This is a genomic window from Mesorhizobium qingshengii (assembly GCF_027563465.1).
GTDB lineage: Bacteria > Pseudomonadota > Alphaproteobacteria > Rhizobiales > Rhizobiaceae > Mesorhizobium > Mesorhizobium qingshengii_A.
Genome location: NZ_JAPFQA010000013.1, coordinates 36,730 through 55,382 on the forward strand (window position 1 = coordinate 36,730; position 18,653 = coordinate 55,382).

Consider the following 18,653-nt stretch of genomic DNA (forward strand, 5'->3'; position numbering starts at 1 on the left):
GACGCATGACCACGAAAATCGGGGGCGATCTTCGGAGCGTGTCACGCGCAAAAAACAAAGTGCTACAGCATCCGTCGCGCGTCCTTAGGGGACGGGCGGCGGATGCTGCAGGCAAATCACGGCCTGTGCCGGACCAGTAGGGCGGACCTAGCCACACTACTCCAGTCATGGCAAGCAAGCGCCACATCGCCTGAACCCGGTTTGACCGTAAATTATGTCCGCTTCCGGGCAATATCTCGTGATACGGCATCCCTGGCACTTGCACCGACATAGCGCCGGAACACCTCCGGACCAGCCCCGGCAAAGAAATCTTCCGCCCTGCCGGTCGCCGCGACCACGCCATTGTCGAGGAACACCACGTGTTGGCCGATACGGCGGGCATCCTCGGGCTGGTGCGTGACGAACAGCACCGTCATGCCGCGTTCGGCGTGAACAGCGGCGATGAGATCGAGCATGTCATCGCGCAAGGCCGGCCCGAGCGAAGCGAAGGGTTCGTCAAGCAGGAGCACCGGACGATCGCGCACCAGCACGCGAGCCAGTGCGACGCGCTGGCGTTCACCACCGGAGAGTTCGCGCGGCAGGCGTCTTTCCTTGCCGGCAAGGCCGGTGCGCTCCAGCGCCCCGGCGATGGCGGTCTGATCAGCCTCGGTCAGCCGCAGTGACGGCGAACGGCCAAGCCCGACATTCTGCTCGACGGAAAGATGGGCGAAAAGGTTGTTTTCCTGGAACACCATCGACACCGGACGCGCTGAAGGCGGCTCGGCGCTGACATCGGCGCCGCCAATCAGCACGCGGCCGGACAGCGGCATCTCGAACCCGGCGATCAGGTTGAGCAGCGTCGACTTGCCGGAACCGCTCGGCCCCATGATGGCCGTGATTTTCGCAGCGGCGAAATCGACATCGAAGACGAGCGGCGTTTCGCCATAGCTGAACGACACCTTGTCCAACCGCACCGAAGCGCCCTTTTCTGGCCTGCTGGCCGTCCCGTCAGGCATCCCGGTTCTTCTCCCTTCCCAGCCAGTGCGCGGCCATGATCAATGCGAGGCAGACGAGGCCGAGCAGCAGCGCCAGGCCGGCGGCGTCCTCGGTGCGGTAGCTGCCCATGCGCGCCAGGAGAAGGTAGGGCAATGTCTGGACGGAATCACTGCCGAACAGCGCGATGACGCCGAGATCGCCGAGCGACAGCGCCATGGCAAAAGCGAAAGCAGTGGCGAGCGGCCGCCGCAGCGACGGCCAGTCGACCAGAATGAGCCGGTTCCAGCCCGCGATGCCGAGTTGCTCGCAGAGCCGTTCGTGGCGCTCACTCGCCGCATCATAGGCGGGACGGACGGCGCGTAGCGCGAACGGCATTGCCATGACGGCATTGACGGTGACGACCATGACCAGGGCGATGGCGAAGACGTCGCCGACATGGCGCAGCAACAGGAACCAGCCGGCGCCAATGACGACCGGCGGCACGACGAGGACAAAGCCGGCGCCGGTATCGGTGGCGTGTTCCAGCAGTGTCCTTGCGCCGGCGCGGCGAGCGAGTGCCAGCGCCCGGCGTGCCATGGTCAGCGCCAGCGACAGCATCACCGAAAGCAGTGCCGACAGGAAAGCGAGCACCACACTGGTCAGCGTCGCCTGTCGCACGGCCGCCTCACCGGCCAGCCGGCCGAGATCGGCGCCGAGCCCGGCCATCACGGTCGCGGCCATCGGTCCGACAACGAACGCCAGCGCAAGCACGATCAGCATGGCGTTCAGCGAAGTCTCGGTCCCACTGACGGAAAGATACCGGCGCGGCGCGACCGGCAGGCTGCTATCCCCGACGGCATTGGCGCCGAGCCGCGTCAGCGCCAGCGCCACGACAAAGGTCAACGCGATCTGCAGCAATGTCAGTGTGACGGCCCGCGCGGGATCGAAATCGAAGCGCAGCGCCTGATAGATGCCGACCTCGAGCGTCGTCGCGGCCGGCCCGCCGCCGAGCGTCAGCACGATCGTGAAGGAGGTGATGCAGAGCATGAAGACAAGCCCGGCGACCCCTGGCAGGGATGCCCGCAGCGTCGGCCATTCGATCAGCCGGTACGCCGGCCGGGCCCCCATGCCGAGTTGGCTCGCCAGCCGCCATTGGTCGGCCGGTATGGTCTGCAGCGCCTCAAGGAACAGCCGGACGCTGAGCGGCAGGTTGAAGAAGACATGCGCGACGAGAATGCCAGACAGGCCATAGATGCCCGGCCAGCTTCCACCACCAATCATCGTGAGCAAGCCGGCGAAATAGCCGGCGCGGCCGTAGAGGGCGAGGATGCCGAGAGCCGCGACGATGGCCGGCAGCGCCAACGGCACCGCGAAGAGCTGCAGGATGAAGGCGCGGCCGAGGAAACGTGGGTGCCGCGACAGGGCGCGCGCCACGAACAGTGCCGGGCCGACGGAAAGCAGCGTCGAAAGTGCCGCCTGCCACAGCGTGAAGCGCACGACGCGCAGGAGATAGGGATCGAAGGCCGCCCATGCGCCAGAAAAGTCATGGGCGCCTTCGAAGAGCAGGCCGGCAAACGCGCCGCCGATCAGCAGCGCGATTGCGGCAAGCGCGACAATGCCGGCGGTGATGCGAAAATCAGAGGCGCGCCTTCCACCCTCCCCCTTGTGGGGAGGGTCGGAGCGCGGATGACGCGAAGCGGTGTCCGCGAGCCGGGGTGGGGGTGAGGCCGTGCTCAGCGTCGCAACCCCCACCCCGATTCGCTTCGCGGATCGACCCTCCCCACAAGGGGGAGGGTGACGAGCGCGCTCATTTGCTCATCACCGCCAGCCATTCATCGACCCAGGCCTTGCGATTGGCGGCAACGTCCTGCGGGCTGAACAGCAAGGTCTTGGTCGGCTTGACCAGTTTGTCGAAGGCCGGGTTGAGCGGCTTGTCGGTCTTGCCGGCCGGGAACATCCAGTTGGTCTCGGGGATGGCGTCCTGGAATTTCGGTCCGGTCATGAAGGTCATGAACTTTTCCGCCAGCGGGTTCTTCGCCCCCGTGGTGGTGATGCCGGCGACCTCGATCTGCAGGTACTCGCCCTCCTCGAAGGATGCAGCCTGATAGCGCTGCGTGTTCTCGGCGACCATATGATAGGCCGGCGAGGTGGTGTAGGACAGCACCATCGGCGCCTCGCCCTTGGTGAACAGGCCATAGGCTTCGCTCCAGCCCGGCGTCACGGTCAGCACCTTCGCCTTGAGCTTGGCCCAGGCTTCCGGCGCCTTGTCGCCATAGACCGACTTCACCCACAACAGCAGGCCGAGGCCCGGCGTCGAGGTGCGCGGATCCTGGATGACGATCTTGTCGTCGGCGCTGCCCTCGACCAGGTCCTTCAGGCTCTTGGGTGGTGTCTTCAGCTTCTCGGTGTCGTAGACGACGGCGAAATAGCCATAGTCGAACGGCACGAAGGTGTCGTCGGTCCAGCCGCCCGGCACGTTGATGTCCGCCACCGCGCCATGCGGCGCGAACAGGCCGGTGGCCTTGGCATCGGCGGTGAGGTTGGTGTCGAGGCCAAGCACGATGTCTGCCTTGGTCGATGCCCCTTCCAGCTTGACGCGGTTGAGCAGCGCCACGCCATCGGCGACCGAAACGAAGTCGACATCGCAGCCGCATTCGGCTTCGAATTCCTTCTTCACCACCGGACCGGGGCCCCAGTCTGCGGTGAAGCTCTCATAGGTGTAGACGGTGAGCTTGTCCTTGGCCAAGGCTGGCCCGGACAGCACAACGACCATTGCGGAGACAAGAGAGTATAAAAGCGTGCGCATCGGCGCCTCCTTCGTTCGAATTAAAAGGAATTGAGGCGTCGGACTGTCCGAAACGTCTAATCCCTCCGCCGGTACAAACCGGATCAGGTTCAGCGGGTTGGCGAGACTGCCTCTCAGCCGGTCCGCGAAGATCGCGTCCGGCACCCCGTTAGAGCGTTTCGACACATAGGCCGGGCCGATGAACCGCGCAAGTGGGAGTCTGCCGGCCTTCCGTTTCCGTTGCCGGGCTGGTAAGGGCCACAAGATATGAGCACATTCACCATCCTGCTTGGCGGCGATCTCATCCGCACGCCCCGGCTCGACCGCCAGGTCGAAGGCTCCCGCGTGATCGCCGCCGACGGCGGCATCGGCCATGCGCGGCTGCTCGGCCTTGTCCCGGAACTGTGGGTGGGTGATTTCGATTCGGTGCCGGACAATCTGCCGGATGATCTCGCCGCGGTGCCCCGCCGTACCTTTCCGGCGGAGAAGGACAAGACCGATGGCGAACTGGCCATCGCCGCCGCGTTTGAACGCGGCGCGACCAGCCTGGTGCTCGCCGGCGCTTTCGGCGGCAAGCGCCCCGACCACGCTTTCCTGCATCTGGCGCTTGGCCTGCGGCTGGCCGAAGCCGGGACCGAGGTGCTCCTGACCAGCGGCGCCCAGGAAGCTGTTCCCCTGCCGCACGGAACGGCCGGCTTCGACTATGCCGACGGCACGCTGTTTTCGGTGCTCGGCTTTTCCGAGCTTGCCGGCCTCACCGTCACCGGCGCCAAATGGCCGCTGAACCGCGTGAAGGTGGCGTTCGGCTCGTCGCTGACCATTTCCAACGAGGTCAAGTTCGACAAGACCGGGGGCCGCCTCGAAATCGCGCTCGGCCATGGCCGCGCGATGCTGCTCGCTCACCCCTATCCATTACCCGAAAGCTGATATGGCCCCGCCCCTTCTCAATCTCGACGAGATAAAACTGACCTTTGGTGGCACGCCGCTGCTCGATGGTGCGGCCTTGACGGCTTCGGCCGGCGACAAGATCGCACTGGTCGGCCGCAACGGCTCCGGCAAGTCGACGCTGCTGAAGATCGCCGCCGGCCTGATCGAGCCGCAGGACGGAGAAGTTTTCCGCCAGCCTTCGGCGACCGTCCGCTATTTGCCACAGATGCCCGACATGGAGGGTTTCGCGACGGTCCGCGCCTATGTCGAGGCGGGGCTTGGTCCTGCCGACGATCCCTATCGCGCCAGCTATTTGATGGAGCATCTCGGTCTCACGGGCGAGGAGCGGCCGAACGATCTTTCCGGCGGCGAGGCCAGGCGCGCGGCCCTTGCCCGCGTCATGGCGCCGGAGCCCGACATTCTTCTGCTCGATGAGCCGACCAACCATCTCGACCTGTCGGTGATCGAATGGCTGGAAGAAGAGCTCGTCCGCACCTCCTCGGCACTGGTCGTCATCTCGCACGACCGCCGTTTTCTCGAGCGCGTTTCGCGCGCTACCATCTGGCTCGATCGCGGCCAGACCCGCAGGCTGGACAAGGGCTTTGGCCATTTCGAGGAATGGCGCGACCTGGTGCTGGAGGAGGAAGAGCGCGAGCAGCACAAGCTCGGCCGCCAGATCGTGCGCGAGGAACACTGGCTGCGCTATGGCGTGACGGCGCGGCGCAAGCGCAACATGCGCCGGCTCGGCGAACTGCAGACCATGCGCCAGCGCTTCCGCGGCCATCGCGGCGCCGAAGGCTCGGCCACCATGGTGGCGAGCGACGCCGCCGAATCCGGCAAGCTGGTGATCGAAGCCAAGAACATCGAGAAGAGCTTTGGCGACCTCACCGTGGTCAAGGGGTTTTCGACCCGCATCCAGCGCGGTGACCGCGTTGGCCTTGTCGGGCCGAACGGCGCCGGCAAGACGACGCTGTTGAAGATGCTGACCGGCGAGATGAAGCCCGATGCAGGTTCGGTGCGGCTCGGCACCAATCTGGAGATCGCCACGCTCGACCAGAAGCGTGAGGCGGTCGACCCGCAGGAAACGCTGGCGCAGTATCTCACCGACGGGCGCGGCGAGAACCTCGTCATCAATGGCGAACAGCGCCACGTCGTCTCCTACATGAAGGATTTCCTGTTCAAGCCGGAGCAGGCCCGCACCCCGGTGCGCGAGCTTTCCGGCGGCGAACGGGCGCGCCTGCTGCTTGCCCGCGTGCTGGCGCGGCCGGCAAACCTTCTGGTGCTCGATGAGCCGACCAACGATCTCGACATGGAGACGCTGGAACTGTTGCAGGAACTGGTCGCCGGCTTTGCCGGCACGGTCATCCTGGTCAGCCACGACCGCGATTTCCTCGACCGCACCGTGACCAGCATCATCGCGCCTGACGGCGGTGGCCGCTGGATCGAATATGCCGGCGGCTATTCCGACATGCTGGCGCAGCGCGGCGGCACCAGGCTCGACGACCGCAAGGCCCGCGCGAGGGCCGAAAACGGCGATGCGCCGGCGGCGGGCAAGAACGAGGCGGCCGCCCCAAAGGGACCGGCGAAAAAGCTGTCGTTCAAGCAGAAATTCGCCCTGGAATCGCTGCCAAAGAAAATCGAGGCGGTGACCGCTTCCATCTCGCGGCTGGAGAACAACATCGCCGATCCGGCCTATTACGAGCGCGACCCGGCCTCGTTCCAGAAGACCATCGCCGCCCTCGACAAGGAGCGCGCAACGCTGGCGGCGCTCGAGGAGGAATGGTTGGAGCTGGAGATGCTGCGCGAGGAAATGGAAGGGTAGTGGCGTGGGCCAGTTTTATGCGTCAATATTGGACGCTTAAGATGAGGCAAACTCCATGCTTCGGCCGAAATCGAAACCACTGCGAAGATCGGTCAATATACCAAGTCGAAATGGACTGCCCTTAGCCAAGTATCGGTTGTTTTGATGCCGCGCCGCAATCTCCAGCCAACCCTCTGACGGCTTCTGAGAGGGCACCCAACCGCATCCACCAAAAGGCCTTCTCAGCCCGCCGTCTTCGCCTGCCAGGCCTTGATCGCCTCGTCGAACACCTTCTCGCCGGGAATGCCCTTTTCCATCGTCAGCAGCGCCCGCCGTCCGGTCTTGTAGACCACCGGCACGTCGATCCAGTCCTGGCCACGCAGCAAGGTCAGATTGGCATCCTCATCGGCCTTGGTGTCGTTGAGCGCGACGAGGAAGAAGCCGTCGGCGATCTTGGCTGGAATGCCGATCAGCGGACTGCCGGCATCCTGTTCGGAGCTTTTCATGGCGACGCGCAGGATGTTGTCGACGCCGCCGCCCTCGAAGCCGTCGGGCGTCAGGAAGATCATCTCGATGATATGGCTGGCCGGCAGGGTCTGGTCGGTGTTGCGGCGGATGGTCATGCGCAACTGGATGTCCTTGCCGGGAATGGTTGCCTCGGCGCGGATCGCCGGTTCCGGCGGCAGGTCACCGCCGGGCGATTCCTGCACCAGCGACCACACGATATTGCCCGGCTCCGCCGAACCCTGGGCGGTGCTGGTGCGCTCCTCGTAGAAGATCGCCTTCTGGCCCACCGGCAGCGCGGCTTGCGCCGGCGCGGCCGCCGGCGCCGTTGGCGTGGCACCTGCCGGTGCTGGCGGGGCGGCGGCATCGGCCGGCGCCGCCGGTGCGGCTCCGTTGGCAGGCGGCGTCGCGGGTGCGGCGCCCGCCGCAGGCGGTGCCGTCGCAGCAGGAGCAGCAGCGGCAGGCGTGCCGGCGGCCGGTGCGGCAATCGCTGGCGCGTTCGTCGCCGATGGCGGCGTGGTCAGCGCGGCAACCGATTCACCCTCGCCTATGCCACTCTGTCCAGCGGCCGGGCCGGGGTCGACTTCGCTGCCCTGCGGCGTCAGCCGTTGGGTGAACTTCGTGCCTTCGGCTTCGGTGCCGCCCGCCGCGGGCGCCGGAGCGGCGGTATCGGACGCCGGTTTGGCCGGCGCCGGTTTGACCGGTTCGGTCTTCGCGACCTTGGTACCGTCAAGCCCCAGCATCTTGCCGAAGGCATCCTTGTTAAGCCAGATGCCGTAGCCACCGCCGGCCACGACCAGCAAGACGGCGACGGCGGCGATCAGCCCGCCATAGCTGCGCTTGCGTTCGGCGGGGCGCAGGCGCTGGAAAGTGTCCGACACCGGCTCTTCGTTGCTGGCAAAGACATCGACCTCGTCGTCATCCGCGTCACCGTCCATCCCCGCAAGGGTCGCGTCGGCGCGGGAAGGCACGGAAGGGGCCGGCGTCGGCTTTGGCCAGCTTGGCTCGGCCTTGGCTGCGGGCGGCGGCGCTGGCCGGTAGGGTTCCGGCTTGGCGGCGGGCGGCGCCGGCCACGCCGGTTCCGCCTTCACCGGCTGCCGTGCATGACTCGGCTGGTTCTTGTTGCGGTCGATGGAGGAAAAGATGTGTTCAAGTTCGGCCAGCGGGTCGGCCTCCGGGACGCTTTTGGCATAGTCCCGCTCGACACTGGAGATCGCATCTTCCAGACCGCGCTTCTGCTTGGCGGCATCCGACGGCGACAGCGGCGGATCGCGCTGGGCAATTTTCGCTGCGACCGTCGAGCGGGCCTTGTCATAGACCCTCGCCCGCATCTCAGGCGACTGATCGCTGAGATTGTCTATCGTTTTTTTCAGAACAGCAACGAAATCTGCCATGCTTCAGTCGACCTGTATTTTGTTTCCGCGCCGGCCCCCGCAAATCAGCCGCGATGCCCGGAAAGGCTTCAGAAACTAGTCTTGAAACGGATCGGTCACAAGTATCGTGTCGTCCCGTTCCGGGCTGGTGGACAGGAGTGCGACCGGTGCGCCGATCAGCTCCTCGATGTAACGGACATATTTGACGGCCTGGGCCGGCAGATCGTTCCAGCTGCGCGCGCCGGCGGTGGTGCCTTTCCAGCCCTCCAGCGTCTCGTAGACCGGTTCGACGCGCGCCTGCGCGCCCTGGCTGGCCGGCAGATAGTCGATCATCTCGCCGTCGAGGCGGTAGCCGGTGCAGACCTTGATCTCGTCCAGCCCGTCGAGCACGTCGAGCTTGGTCAGCGCGATGCCCTTGATGCCGTTGACGGCGACGGCCTGGCGCACCAGCACCGCGTCGAACCAGCCGCAGCGGCGCTTGCGGCCGGTGACGACGCCGAATTCATGGCCGCGCGTGCCGAGGAACTCGCCGATCTCGTTCTTCTGCTCGGTCGGAAACGGACCTTCGCCGACGCGTGTCGTGTAGGCCTTGGTGATGCCGAGCACATAGCCGATGGCGCCCGGGCCGACGCCGGAACCGGCGGCCGCCTGGCCGGCGACCGTATTGGATGAAGTGACAAACGGATATGTGCCGTGGTCGATATCGAGCAGCGTGCCTTGCGCGCCCTCGAACAGGATGCGCTCGCCGGCGCGGCGCTTGTCGTCGAGGATTTTCCAGACGCGGTCCATATAGGGCAGGATCTCGGCCGCGACCGAGGTCAACTCTTGCATGATGGCGTCATGCGTGACTTCGGCATGGCCGAGCCCCCGGCGCAGCGCATTGTGGTGCGTCAGCAGCCTGTCGACCTTCAAGGGCAGTGTTTCCAAATCCGCCAGATCCATCACCCTGACCGCGCGCCGGCCCACCTTGTCCTCATAGGCGGGACCGATGCCGCGGCGGGTCGTGCCAATCTTCGTTCCGGAATTGGAGGCGGCGTCCTCGCGGAATCCGTCCAGCTCCCGGTGTAGCGACAGGATAAGCGCTGTGTTTTCGGCTATTTTCAGGCGATCCGGCGTCACTTCGACACCTTGTGCCTTGAGCTTCGCCACTTCGGCGACGAAAGCGTGCGGGTCGAAGACGACGCCATTGCCGATGATGGACAGTTTGCCCTGGCGCACGACGCCCGACGGCAACAGCGACAGCTTGTAGACCTTGCCGTCGACGACCAGCGTGTGGCCGGCATTGTGGCCGCCCTGGAAACGCACCACGACATCGGCACGCTCCGACAGCCAGTCGACGATCTTGCCCTTGCCTTCGTCGCCCCACTGCGAGCCGACGACCACCACATTGGCCATGTTTCTTTTCCCTTGAGACGCCGCCGAGCGGCTTGAATATGGTTCGAAACGACAGGCCTCTATAACGTCAAGACCTCAGGAGCGCGACCTTTCTTTGCCGCCGAAAATGCCCTGAGGCACAACAATTTTCGGCTTTGACATCATTTACTTGGGCGAACAGGGGCAATAGGCCGGCAAACACCGCAATTCAACTCCGGCGGCCGGAATCCCGCGATGCATCGAAGCGCCTACATATTCCTGCTGTTGACCACCTTGCTGTGGGGCGGCAATTCGGTGGCCGGCAAGCTGGCGGTCGATCACGTCTCGCCGATGACGCTCGTCTTCCTGCGCTGGGTTCTGGCCGTGCTGATCATGCTGCCGATCGGCTTCCGGACGATACGGAAGGACTGGCCGGTGGTTCGCAAGCACTGGCTCGTCCTGGCCGCGCTTGGCGCCAGCGGCTTCACCTTATTCAACACCATCTTCTACACGGCGCTCAACTACACGACGGCGATCAACGTCTCGATCGAGCAGGCGGCGATGCCGATCCTGATCATTGTCGCCAATTTCGTCTTCTTCCGCTTGCGCGTGAACTGGGCGCAGATCGCCGGCGTCGTGCTGACCATCGCTGGCGTGATCCTGACCGCCTGCCACGGCGACCCGCGCCGGCTGCTGACGCTGGAGCTCAATTTCGGCGACGCCATCATGCTGGTCGCCGTGCTTCTCTACAGCGGCTATTCGGTCGGGTTGCGGCTGAAGCCGGTGATGCATTGGCAGAGCCTGATGCTGGCCATGTCGATCGCCGCGCTCATCACCTCGCTGCCCTTCTTCCTGTGGGAGATCGCCGCCGGCAAGGTCATCGTGCCCGACGCGCGCGGCTGGACAGTCATCGTCTATACCGCGATCGGCGCCTCGGTCATCTCGCAGATCTTCTACATCAGGGGCAACGAGCTGATCGGCGCCAACCGCGCCGGCCTGTTCATCAATCTGGTGCCGATCTTCGGCACCCTGCTTTCCGTGCTGATCGTCGGCGAGACATTCCAGCTCTATCAGGCATTGGCGCTGTTGCTCGTGCTGGGTGGCATCAGCCTTGCCGAATACAGCGGGCGAAAGATGGCGCACCTGGCATTGGCCAGAACACGCTGAACAAAAAAGGCGCGGACCAAGCCGCGCCTTTCGATCCTCATGGCAAGTCCGGATCACATCGCGTTGACGTCGAACTGCAGACGCTTGGCAGAGTCGATCGACTTGTGCGCCTTGACCTGCTCCAGCACTTTTTCGGGGAACGGCGCGTCGAGATAGAGCAGCGCGATGGCATCGCCGCCCGGCCGGTTGCGGCCAAGCTGGAAGTTGGCGATGTTGACGCCGTTCTCGCCGCACACGGTGCCGAGCAGGCCGATAATGCCCGGCGCATCGGCATTGGTCGTGTAGAGCATGTGCTGGCCAACCTCGGCGTCGAGATTGATGCCCTTGATCTGGATGAAGCGCGGCTTGCCGTCGGAGAAGCAGGTGCCGGCGATCGAGCGCGTCATGTGCTCGGTCGTGACCGTCAGCTTGATGTAGCCGTCGAACACGCCCGACTTGTCGCGCTTGACCTCGGCGACGATGATGCCGCGCTCCTTCACCATGATCGGCGCCGACACCATGTTGACATCGGAGACCTGCGGCCGGATCAGCCCGGCAAGGGCGGCGCTGATCAGCGCGCGCGTGTTCATCGTCGCGGTCGAACCATCGAACAGGATCTCGACCTCCTTGATCGGATCTTCGGTGACCTGGCCGACAAAGGCACCGAGCACTTCGGCGAGCTTGACGAACGGTTTGAGCCGCGGCGCTTCCTCGGCGGTGATCGACGGCATGTTGATGGCGTTGGAGACAGCGCCCTTGATCAGATAGTCGGCCATCTGCTCGGCGACCTGCAGTGCGACATTCTCTTGCGCCTCGGCGGTCGAGGCGCCGAGATGCGGCGTCGCCACCACATTTTCCATGCCGAACAGTTCATTGTTCTCGGCCGGTTCGACCTCGAACACGTCGATGCCGGCACCCGCCACCTTGCCGCTCTTCAGCGCCGCGACCAGGTCGGCCTCGACGATCAGTCCGCCACGGGCGCAGTTGATGATGCGCACGCCATTCTTCATCTTGGCGATTGCCGCGGCATCGATGATGTTGCGCGTCTTGTCGGTCAGCGGCGTGTGCAGCGTGATGAAGTCCGCGCGTGCGAACAGCTCGTCCAGCTCGACCTTGTCGACACCAAGCTCCTCGGCACGCTTGTCCGACAGGAACGGGTCGAAGGCGATGACGTGCATCTTCAGGCCTACGCCGCGCGTTGCGACGATCGAGCCGATGTTGCCGCAGCCGATGACGCCCAGCGTCTTGCCGGTGATCTCGACGCCCATGAAGCGGTTCTTCTCCCACTTGCCGGCATGGGTCGAGGCGTTGGCTTCAGGGATCTGGCGGGCGAGCGCGAAGATCATCGCGACCGCATGTTCGGCGGTGGTGATCGAATTGCCGAAGGGCGTGTTCATGACGATGATACCCTTGCGGCTCGCCGCCGGGATATCGACATTGTCGACGCCGATGCCGGCGCGGCCGATGACCTTGAGCTTGGTGGCTGCATTGATCAGCTTCTCGGTGACTTTCGTCGCCGAGCGGATGGCGAGGCCATCATACTGGCCGATCACTTCGAGCAGCTTTTCCTTGTCCTTGCCGAGATCGGGCAGGTAGTCGACCTCGACGCCGCGATCCTTGAAGATCTGCACGGCGGTGGGAGAGAGTTTATCCGAGACGAGAACGCGGGGCGCCATGGCGGCCTCCTTCAAAATGGGATTTGATCCGTTAGGGGATCGGCGGCCCGAAGGCCGCCGCGAATGATCTCAGGCCGCTGCTTTCAGCGATGCCTTCTGCGCGGCAAAGGCCCAGTCGAGCCAAGGCAGCAGCGCCTCGAGATCCGACGTTTCGACCGTCGCGCCACACCAGATGCGCAGGCCTGGCGGCGCATCGCGGTAGGCGCCGATGTCGTAGGCGACACCTTCCTTGTCGAGCACCGACACCAGCCCCTTGGCGAAAGCCGCCTGTCCGTCGGCGTCGAGCGCCGCCACATCCGGATCCGTGAAGGACAGGCAGACGGAGGTGTTCGACCGCGTCGCCGGCTCGACGGCGAGATGACCGAGCCATGAGGACTTGCCGACAAAGCCATCGAGGACGGCCGCATTGGCATCCGCTCTGGCGACCAGCGCGTCGAGGCCGCCGATCGACTTCGCCCAGTGCAGCGCGTCGATATAGTCCTCGACGCACAGCATCGACGGCGTGTTGATGGTTTCGCCCTTGAAGATGCCTTCGATCAGTTTGCCACCCGAGGTCAGGCGGAAGATCTTCGGTAGCGGCCAGGCCGGCTTGTAGCTCTCCAGCCGCTCGACGGCGCGCGGCGACAGGATCAGCATGCCGTGCGCGCCCTCGCCGCCCAGCACTTTCTGCCAGGAGAAGGTGACGACGTCGAGTTTGCTGAAATCAAGCCTTTGCGCGAACGCCGCCGAGGTGGCGTCGCAGATCGTCAGGCCGCGGCGGTCCGCCGGGATGAAGTCGCCGTTCGGCACGCGCACGCCGGAGGTGGTGCCATTCCAGGTGAAGACCACGTCGCGGTCGAAATCGATCTTGGCCAGGTCCGGCAATCGGCCATAGCCGGCTTCGATCTTGCGGACATCGGCGAGCTTCAACTGCTTGACCACATCGGTGACCCAGCCGGAGCCAAAGCTCTCCCAGGCGACCATGTCGACACCGCGCTCGCCGAGCAGCGACCACAGCGCCATCTCGACCGCGCCGGTGTCCGACGCCGGCACGATGCCGATGCGGTAGTCCGCCGGGACCTGGAGAATCTCCCGCGTCAGCGCGATCGCCTGCTCGAGCTTGGTCTTGCCGATCTTGGCGCGGTGGGACCGGCCGAGCGCAGCGGCCTTCAGCGCCTCGACCGACCAGCCGGGGCGTTTCGCGCAGGGACCTGAGGAAAAATTGGGATTTGCCGGACGGAATCCGGGCTTCGTATGCGTCGTCATCGTGGTCTATCCTTCCAGATAGTGGCCCCTCGTTGGGGAGGGGTGGCCCACGGACGGCGATATGCGTTCAGGCCTCGGGCGTCAAGAGGAAAGTCTTTGTCGCTGGCAGGATACCGGCGTTCCGTGATCAGGATCTCGTGATTTCAAACGCGGACGGCGGACCGCAGGGATCCGCCGCCAAAATCCTGGTCTGTGCCGGGCCTACCAGAGATCGTAGCGCAGTCCGAGCTTGACCTGATGATTGTTGATCCCCTTCTTGACCGGGAAGGAGGTCAGGCTTGCGGCCGTAACATACTCCGCGCTCGGGGCGGAAAAGTACTGATAGCCCAGGTCGACGGAAACGTTCTTGGACACTTGATAGGCAAGGCCCGCATTCAGCGTATAGGCGAAGGAGTACTGTGTCTTGTTGTCCTGCAGGTTGAAACTGTTGGCGGGGACATTGTTATCCGTGTAACTCGCCGAAAGCTTGCGCGTGCTGCGGACAACACCGATGCCGGCGCCGAGATAAGGCGTGATTCCGACATATGTGCCGAGATCGACATAGCCATTGAGCATCCCCGAGAAGGCGTAATTCTTCAGCGATCCCGATGCCACGGTCGACAATGTCGGCAGTGTCACGATCGCTGAGTCGTCGTAGCCGAAGCTGACCTTGTTACCGGGCAAATAGCCGAGGTTGAGGTCGGCGCGCAGATAGTCGGTGAAATGATAGCCGAAGCCGATGCTCGCGAAGGCCGCGTTGTCGCTCTCGTCGAAGCTCTCATTGTTATTGCTCGTTGGCGGGAAGGTAAAATCCCCATTCTTGAAGCTTTTCTGCACCAGATAGGAGACATCGCCGCGCAGATACCACCCGGAGCCGACCTCGACCGGCACATAGTCTGGCGCCTGGTCGACATAGATCGGCGGATCGTAGTCGGCAGCGAGCGCGGGCGTCATCGGCATGAGGCCGAGTGCGGCAAGCGCCATACGCGATGTGAATTTCATGGTCCCCGGCTCCCGAATTTGGCGCGGCCCGCGATCAGGGCGGCAGCCATCGTTTCAAGAGCCATTGTTAACCATAGTGGTTAAGTGCCGGTTAAGGCTAACAGAGCGTTAGCGAATTGATTTCGACCAGAATTTCACCCGGGACAACGCAAACGAAAACCGCCCGGCTGATGCCGGGCGGTCGACGAATTCCCTGGACTTTCGAGACGACTACTTGGTGTAGACCGGCTCCGGCTCGGGCACATAGGGTTCCGGCGGCGGAGCGCAGTCCGACCTGCCGAACTGGTAGCGCAGGCCACCGCGCACTTCGTGCACGTTGATGCCGTTGTCGTAGCCTGGGCCGACATTGCTGAGGGAGTCGTAGTCGAACATCTTGCCGCCGTTGATGTGGCTGTAGCGGTAGCCGACATCGAGCTTGACGCGGTCGGTCAGGCAGTAGGACGCGCCGGCCATCAGGGCGTAGGCGAAGCGCCAGCCCCTGCCGCCGCGATGGAAGAAGTCACCATCGCTATCGCTGTTGTGCAACGTATCCCATTTCATCCAGGCGCCGCCGATGCCGGCGCCGACGTAAGGCGTCACCCCATGCCAGGTGCCGATGTCGACATAGGCGTTGGCAAGCAACAGCAAGGCCGAATAGGACGACGTGTCGGTCGAAGTACAGGGGGTCTGTGCCACTCCGCAGAAACCGTTGGTCGAGCCACGGAAATTCGAACTGCTCAGCCAGTCGGCTGTGAGGTCGGTGCGGAAGTGCTGGTTGATCTGGTAACCGACACCGGCGCCGGCCGAGAAGGCACTTTTCAGTGTGCCCGTCGCGAAGGTGCCGGTACTTGGCGGCGTGCCGTAGGTGATGTAGTCGGCGCCGCCAAACTTCGACCAGTGATAGTCGATGTCGCCGCGAATGTACCAGCCACCATACTCCGGAGCCGGCTGCTCGTAGACCGCCTGCGGCGGAGCCTCTTCGACCACCGGCGGCTCTGCCAGATCGGCTGCGAACACCGGTCCCCCCACGCCCGCGAACAGCGCGGCGAACAAGGCCCTTCTTGCTGTATTGAACATGCTGTCACCCCTGAGAAGTTCGGAACGGCGATCGTTTCCGAAATGCGATTGGCTTTCAGTCGTGGATAATGAATTGCAAAGGTTAAAACGCGTTTAACCCTGTTGCTTAACCACGAATCTCTAAAATTTGAGGAATTCAGGCATGATTTTCGAGACGCGGGATTGACCGGCGGCCAATAAAAAAGCCCGCCGGAGGGCGGGCTTGGATCAGGTGAAGGGTACCGCGGCGTGATGGGGATCAGGCGGCGCTGCGTGTTTCCGAAAGGATGTCGACGATTTCGTTGACGACGGCCTCGACGAGTTGCGGGTCATCGCCCTCGGCCATGACGCGGATCAACGGCTCGGTGCCGGATGGCCGGATGACCAGGCGCCCGGCCTTGCCGAGGCGGTGACGGGCGTCTTCAATGGCTGCCTTGACCGGCGCTTCCTCGAGCGGCTTGCCGCCGGAAATACGGACGTTTTTCAGCAGCTGCGGCACCGGCTCGAATTTCTTCGACAGCTCGCTGACCGGCCGTCCCTGCCGCTTGATGCAGGCCAGCACCTGCAGCGCGGAAACGAGGCCGTCGCCGGTGGTCGAGAAATCCGACAGCACGATATGACCCGACTGCTCACCGCCGACGTTCAGCCCGTGCGCGCGCATATGCTCCACGACATAGCGGTCACCGACCTTGGTGCGGTGCAATTGCAGGTTCATGTCGCCAAGGAAACGTTCAAGGCCGAGGTTGGACATGACAGTCGAGACGACGCCGCCGCCGGCAAGCCGCCCGTTCTGCTGCCAGGATTCGGCGATCAGCGCCATGATCTGGTCGCCATCGACGATCGCGCCGTTCTCGTCGACGATGACGACACGGTCGGCATCGCCATCGAGCGCGATGCCGATATCGGCGCGCACCTCGTGCACTTTCTTCTGCAGGCCGGCGGGATGGGTCGACCCGCACTCCTTGTTGATGTTGAAGCCGTTGGGTTCGACATTGATGGCGACCACTTCGGCGCCGAGTTCCCACAGCGCCTCGGGCGCCACCTTGTAGGCCGCGCCATTGGCGCAATCGACAACGATCCTGAGGCCTGAAAGTGACATCGAACGCGGCAAGGTGCGCTTGGCGAATTCGATATAGCGGTCATGGACGCCGTCGACGCGCTTGGCGCGGCCAAGCCCGTCGGAATCGGCGAGCGACAGTTCGATGTCCTTGTCGAGCATGCCCTCGATGCGCTCCTCGATCTCGTCGGAGAGCTTGTAGCCGTCGGGGCCGAACAGCTTGATGCCGTTGTCGTAGTAGGGATTGTGCGAAGCCGAGATCATGACGCCGATGTCGGCGCGCAGCGAACGCACCAGCATGGCGACCGCCGGCGTCGGGATCGGACCGAGCAGGAACACGTCCATGCCCGCGGCGCACAGGCCCGACACCATCGCGTTCTCGATCATGTAGCCGGAAAGCCTGGTATCCTTGCCAAGCACGACGCGGTGACGATGGTTGCCGCGCTGGAACGAGAGCCCGGCGGCCATGCCGACCCGCATGGCTATCTCCGCGGTCATCGGAAACTTGTTGGCGCGCCCGCGAATGCCGTCCGTGCCGAAGTAATTTCCTGCCATGCTAACCAGTTTCCTCGACAGTTCTTCCCCGGCACGTCATGCCACAATTGGCCAGGGCGTTATGATCACATTGTGTGATTATATGTTACCAATCCTTAGAAAATCATTGTTGTGCACTGCACACAACATGGCTGCGGTCCAACATGCTGGAACCGCGGCAGTGCAGTATGCCAGTCATGCGAGCACTTCAGCGCGGATGCACCTGGAAAATCTTGTTTGAAAGCTGGCAACGGCCAACAATTTCATCACCTTATCGGGAGGAGCCGACTTTCGGCGATATATACGCAACTTAGCATCTGGCGCAACCGACCGTTGAGCGTTATTGATTTGCCGGGACGTATCATGGGCTGCTGCAACGGAGAAACGCTATGCTCATCCACCGACTTGCCACTCTGACCGGCCTCGCCGTCGTAACGTTGTTCCTGGCTGCGCCAGCCAACGCGCTGACGATGGCCGAGTGCAGCACGAAGTACAATGCCGCCAAGGACGCGGGGACACTCGCCGGGGCGACGTGGAACCAGTTCCGCAAGGCTCAATGCGGCACCGACGCCGCGGCCACCACCGACACCAAGGCAGCGGACACCAAGAAGACAACCGACACCAAGAAGGCAGCTGAAACGAAGCCGGCCAAGACGACCAAGGCGGCCACCGCTGCTGCGGCCGACAGCACGGCCAAGGGCCTGACGGCGAAGGAATGCAGCGCCAAGTACCAGGCGGCAAAGGCGGCCGGCACACTGAACGGCATGAAGTGGAACGACTTCCGCAAGGCCGAATGCGCCGCCGGCGCATCCGCCGCCGCTGACACCAAGCCGGCAACCACCAAGGCCGCGACGGCTCCTGCCGGCGGCAAGGGTCTGACCATGGCCGAATGCAGCACCAAGTACCAGGCGGCCAAGACGGCGAATACGCTGAAGGGCATGAAGTGGAACGACTTCCGCAAGACGGAATGCGGCGCCAGCGCATCCGATGACGATACCGTGCCTGCTCCCAGCGAGGCAAACTACACCAAAGAGCCGGCAAAGCCGACGACGGTTGCGCCCAAGGGCGTCACTTTCCCGTCCGCGATCTCGGCGAAATATGCCAGCGAGACCCCCGGAAAGGGCCGCATGCATACTTGCCTCGACCAGTATTATGCCCTCAAGGACGCAAACGCGCTTGGCGGCCTGAAGTGGATCCAGAAGGGCGGCGGCTTCTACAGCCTGTGCAATGCCAAGCTGAAGGGCTGAGCGACATCACCATCTGAACAACGCAAGGCCCGCGA

General features: G+C 64.0%; 14 protein-coding genes and 1 riboswitch. Of the genes, 4 read left to right on the top strand and 10 right to left on the bottom strand.

Annotated elements, in window-relative coordinates; all coding sequences use genetic code 11:
• Positions 1 to 212 precede the first annotated feature (212 nt).
• The 3 genes from thiQ to thiB all read right to left on the bottom strand — a co-directional run bounded on the left by thiQ (position 213) and on the right by thiB (position 3,760).
• Positions 213 to 995 carry a thiamine ABC transporter ATP-binding protein gene (gene thiQ / locus OOJ09_RS23705; RefSeq protein WP_269907529.1) on the bottom strand — a complete coding sequence of 261 codons (783 nt, stop codon included), beginning with the start codon at positions 993 to 995 and terminating at the stop codon, positions 213 to 215.
• Positions 988 to 2,583, bottom strand: a complete 1,596-nt coding sequence (thiP, locus tag OOJ09_RS23710) for a thiamine/thiamine pyrophosphate ABC transporter permease (protein ID WP_269907616.1) — start codon at positions 2,581 to 2,583, stop codon at positions 988 to 990. Before thiP ends, thiQ begins: the two co-directional genes overlap by 8 nt.
• Positions 2,584 to 2,761: 178 nt before the next feature.
• The gene (gene thiB / locus OOJ09_RS23715) at positions 2,762 to 3,760 is read right to left on the bottom strand and encodes a thiamine ABC transporter substrate binding subunit (RefSeq protein WP_269907530.1); all 999 of its coding nucleotides are present in this window, start codon (positions 3,758 to 3,760) and stop codon (positions 2,762 to 2,764) included.
• 43 nt (positions 3,761 to 3,803) lie between these two features.
• A riboswitch (TPP riboswitch) is annotated at positions 3,804 to 3,918 on the bottom strand.
• Positions 3,919 to 4,006: 88 nt separating this feature from the next.
• Here thiB and OOJ09_RS23720 point away from each other — a divergent pair.
• On the top strand, positions 4,007 to 4,666 hold the full coding sequence (locus OOJ09_RS23720) for a thiamine diphosphokinase (protein WP_269907531.1): 660 nt from the start codon (positions 4,007 to 4,009) through the stop codon (positions 4,664 to 4,666).
• A 1-nt stretch (position 4,667) separates the two neighbouring features.
• Positions 4,668 to 6,488 carry an ABC-F family ATP-binding cassette domain-containing protein gene (locus tag OOJ09_RS23725; RefSeq protein ID WP_269907532.1) on the top strand — a complete coding sequence of 607 codons (1,821 nt, stop codon included), beginning with the start codon at positions 4,668 to 4,670 and terminating at the stop codon, positions 6,486 to 6,488.
• A 221-nt stretch (positions 6,489 to 6,709) separates the two neighbouring features.
• Here the strand turns inward: OOJ09_RS23725 and OOJ09_RS23730 are convergent, their stop codons facing one another.
• Together OOJ09_RS23730 and OOJ09_RS23735 are read right to left on the bottom strand one after the other, a co-directional pair.
• A complete protein-coding gene (locus OOJ09_RS23730) occupies positions 6,710 to 8,365 on the bottom strand; it encodes a hypothetical protein (RefSeq protein WP_269907533.1) in 1,656 nt (551 codons plus the stop codon).
• A 75-nt stretch (positions 8,366 to 8,440) separates the two neighbouring features.
• Positions 8,441 to 9,739: an adenylosuccinate synthase gene (locus OOJ09_RS23735; RefSeq protein ID WP_269907534.1), complete on the bottom strand. Its 1,299-nt coding sequence runs from the start codon at positions 9,737 to 9,739 to the stop codon at positions 8,441 to 8,443.
• Between the two features lie 213 nt (positions 9,740 to 9,952).
• Between OOJ09_RS23735 and OOJ09_RS23740 the strand changes: the two genes are divergently transcribed.
• Positions 9,953 to 10,864 (top strand): DMT family transporter, encoded by a 912-nt coding sequence (locus tag OOJ09_RS23740; protein WP_269907535.1) that lies wholly within the window; start codon positions 9,953 to 9,955, stop codon positions 10,862 to 10,864.
• 53 nt (positions 10,865 to 10,917) lie between these two features.
• Here the strand turns inward: OOJ09_RS23740 and serA are convergent, their stop codons facing one another.
• The 5 genes from serA to glmM all read right to left on the bottom strand — a co-directional run bounded on the left by serA (position 10,918) and on the right by glmM (position 17,392).
• Positions 10,918 to 12,519 (bottom strand): phosphoglycerate dehydrogenase, encoded by a 1,602-nt coding sequence (gene serA / locus OOJ09_RS23745; RefSeq protein WP_269907536.1) that lies wholly within the window; start codon positions 12,517 to 12,519, stop codon positions 10,918 to 10,920.
• Between the two features lie 69 nt (positions 12,520 to 12,588).
• The gene (locus OOJ09_RS23750; protein WP_269907537.1) at positions 12,589 to 13,764 is read right to left on the bottom strand and encodes a phosphoserine transaminase; all 1,176 of its coding nucleotides are present in this window, start codon (positions 13,762 to 13,764) and stop codon (positions 12,589 to 12,591) included.
• Between the two features lie 201 nt (positions 13,765 to 13,965).
• Positions 13,966 to 14,745 carry an outer membrane protein gene (locus tag OOJ09_RS23755; RefSeq protein ID WP_269907538.1) on the bottom strand — a complete coding sequence of 260 codons (780 nt, stop codon included), beginning with the start codon at positions 14,743 to 14,745 and terminating at the stop codon, positions 13,966 to 13,968.
• A gap of 210 nt (positions 14,746 to 14,955) precedes the next feature.
• Positions 14,956 to 15,801, bottom strand: a complete 846-nt coding sequence (locus OOJ09_RS23760) for an outer membrane protein (protein WP_269907539.1) — start codon at positions 15,799 to 15,801, stop codon at positions 14,956 to 14,958.
• A 238-nt stretch (positions 15,802 to 16,039) separates the two neighbouring features.
• Positions 16,040 to 17,392 carry a phosphoglucosamine mutase gene (gene glmM, locus OOJ09_RS23765; protein ID WP_269907540.1) on the bottom strand — a complete coding sequence of 451 codons (1,353 nt, stop codon included), beginning with the start codon at positions 17,390 to 17,392 and terminating at the stop codon, positions 16,040 to 16,042.
• 368 nt (positions 17,393 to 17,760) lie between these two features.
• Between glmM and OOJ09_RS23770 the strand changes: the two genes are divergently transcribed.
• A complete protein-coding gene (locus tag OOJ09_RS23770; protein WP_269907541.1) occupies positions 17,761 to 18,618 on the top strand; it encodes a hypothetical protein in 858 nt (285 codons plus the stop codon).
• Positions 18,619 to 18,653 lie beyond the last annotated feature (35 nt).

Excerpts from the sequence above, each read along its gene's own strand:
- OOJ09_RS23730 (WP_269907533.1), bottom strand. The coding sequence starts at position 8,365 with ATGGCAGATTTCGTTGCTGTTCTGAAAAAAACGATAGACAATCTCAGC.
- OOJ09_RS23720 (WP_269907531.1), top strand. The coding sequence starts at position 4,007 with ATGAGCACATTCACCATCCTGCTTGGCGGCGATCTCATCCGCACGCCC.
- OOJ09_RS23770 (WP_269907541.1), top strand. The coding sequence starts at position 17,761 with ATGCTCATCCACCGACTTGCCACTCTGACCGGCCTCGCCGTCGTAACG.
- OOJ09_RS23760 (WP_269907539.1), bottom strand. The coding sequence starts at position 15,801 with ATGTTCAATACAGCAAGAAGGGCCTTGTTCGCCGCGCTGTTCGCGGGC.
- thiB (WP_269907530.1), bottom strand. The coding sequence starts at position 3,760 with ATGCGCACGCTTTTATACTCTCTTGTCTCCGCAATGGTCGTTGTGCTG.
- OOJ09_RS23735 (WP_269907534.1), bottom strand. The coding sequence starts at position 9,739 with ATGGCCAATGTGGTGGTCGTCGGCTCGCAGTGGGGCGACGAAGGCAAG.
- OOJ09_RS23755 (WP_269907538.1), bottom strand. The coding sequence starts at position 14,745 with ATGAAATTCACATCGCGTATGGCGCTTGCCGCACTCGGCCTCATGCCG.
- glmM (WP_269907540.1), bottom strand. The coding sequence starts at position 17,392 with ATGGCAGGAAATTACTTCGGCACGGACGGCATTCGCGGGCGCGCCAAC.
- OOJ09_RS23725 (WP_269907532.1), top strand. The coding sequence starts at position 4,668 with ATGGCCCCGCCCCTTCTCAATCTCGACGAGATAAAACTGACCTTTGGT.
- serA (WP_269907536.1), bottom strand. The coding sequence starts at position 12,519 with ATGGCGCCCCGCGTTCTCGTCTCGGATAAACTCTCTCCCACCGCCGTG.
- OOJ09_RS23740 (WP_269907535.1), top strand. The coding sequence starts at position 9,953 with ATGCATCGAAGCGCCTACATATTCCTGCTGTTGACCACCTTGCTGTGG.
- thiQ (WP_269907529.1), bottom strand. The coding sequence starts at position 995 with ATGCCTGACGGGACGGCCAGCAGGCCAGAAAAGGGCGCTTCGGTGCGG.
- OOJ09_RS23750 (WP_269907537.1), bottom strand. The coding sequence starts at position 13,764 with ATGACGACGCATACGAAGCCCGGATTCCGTCCGGCAAATCCCAATTTT.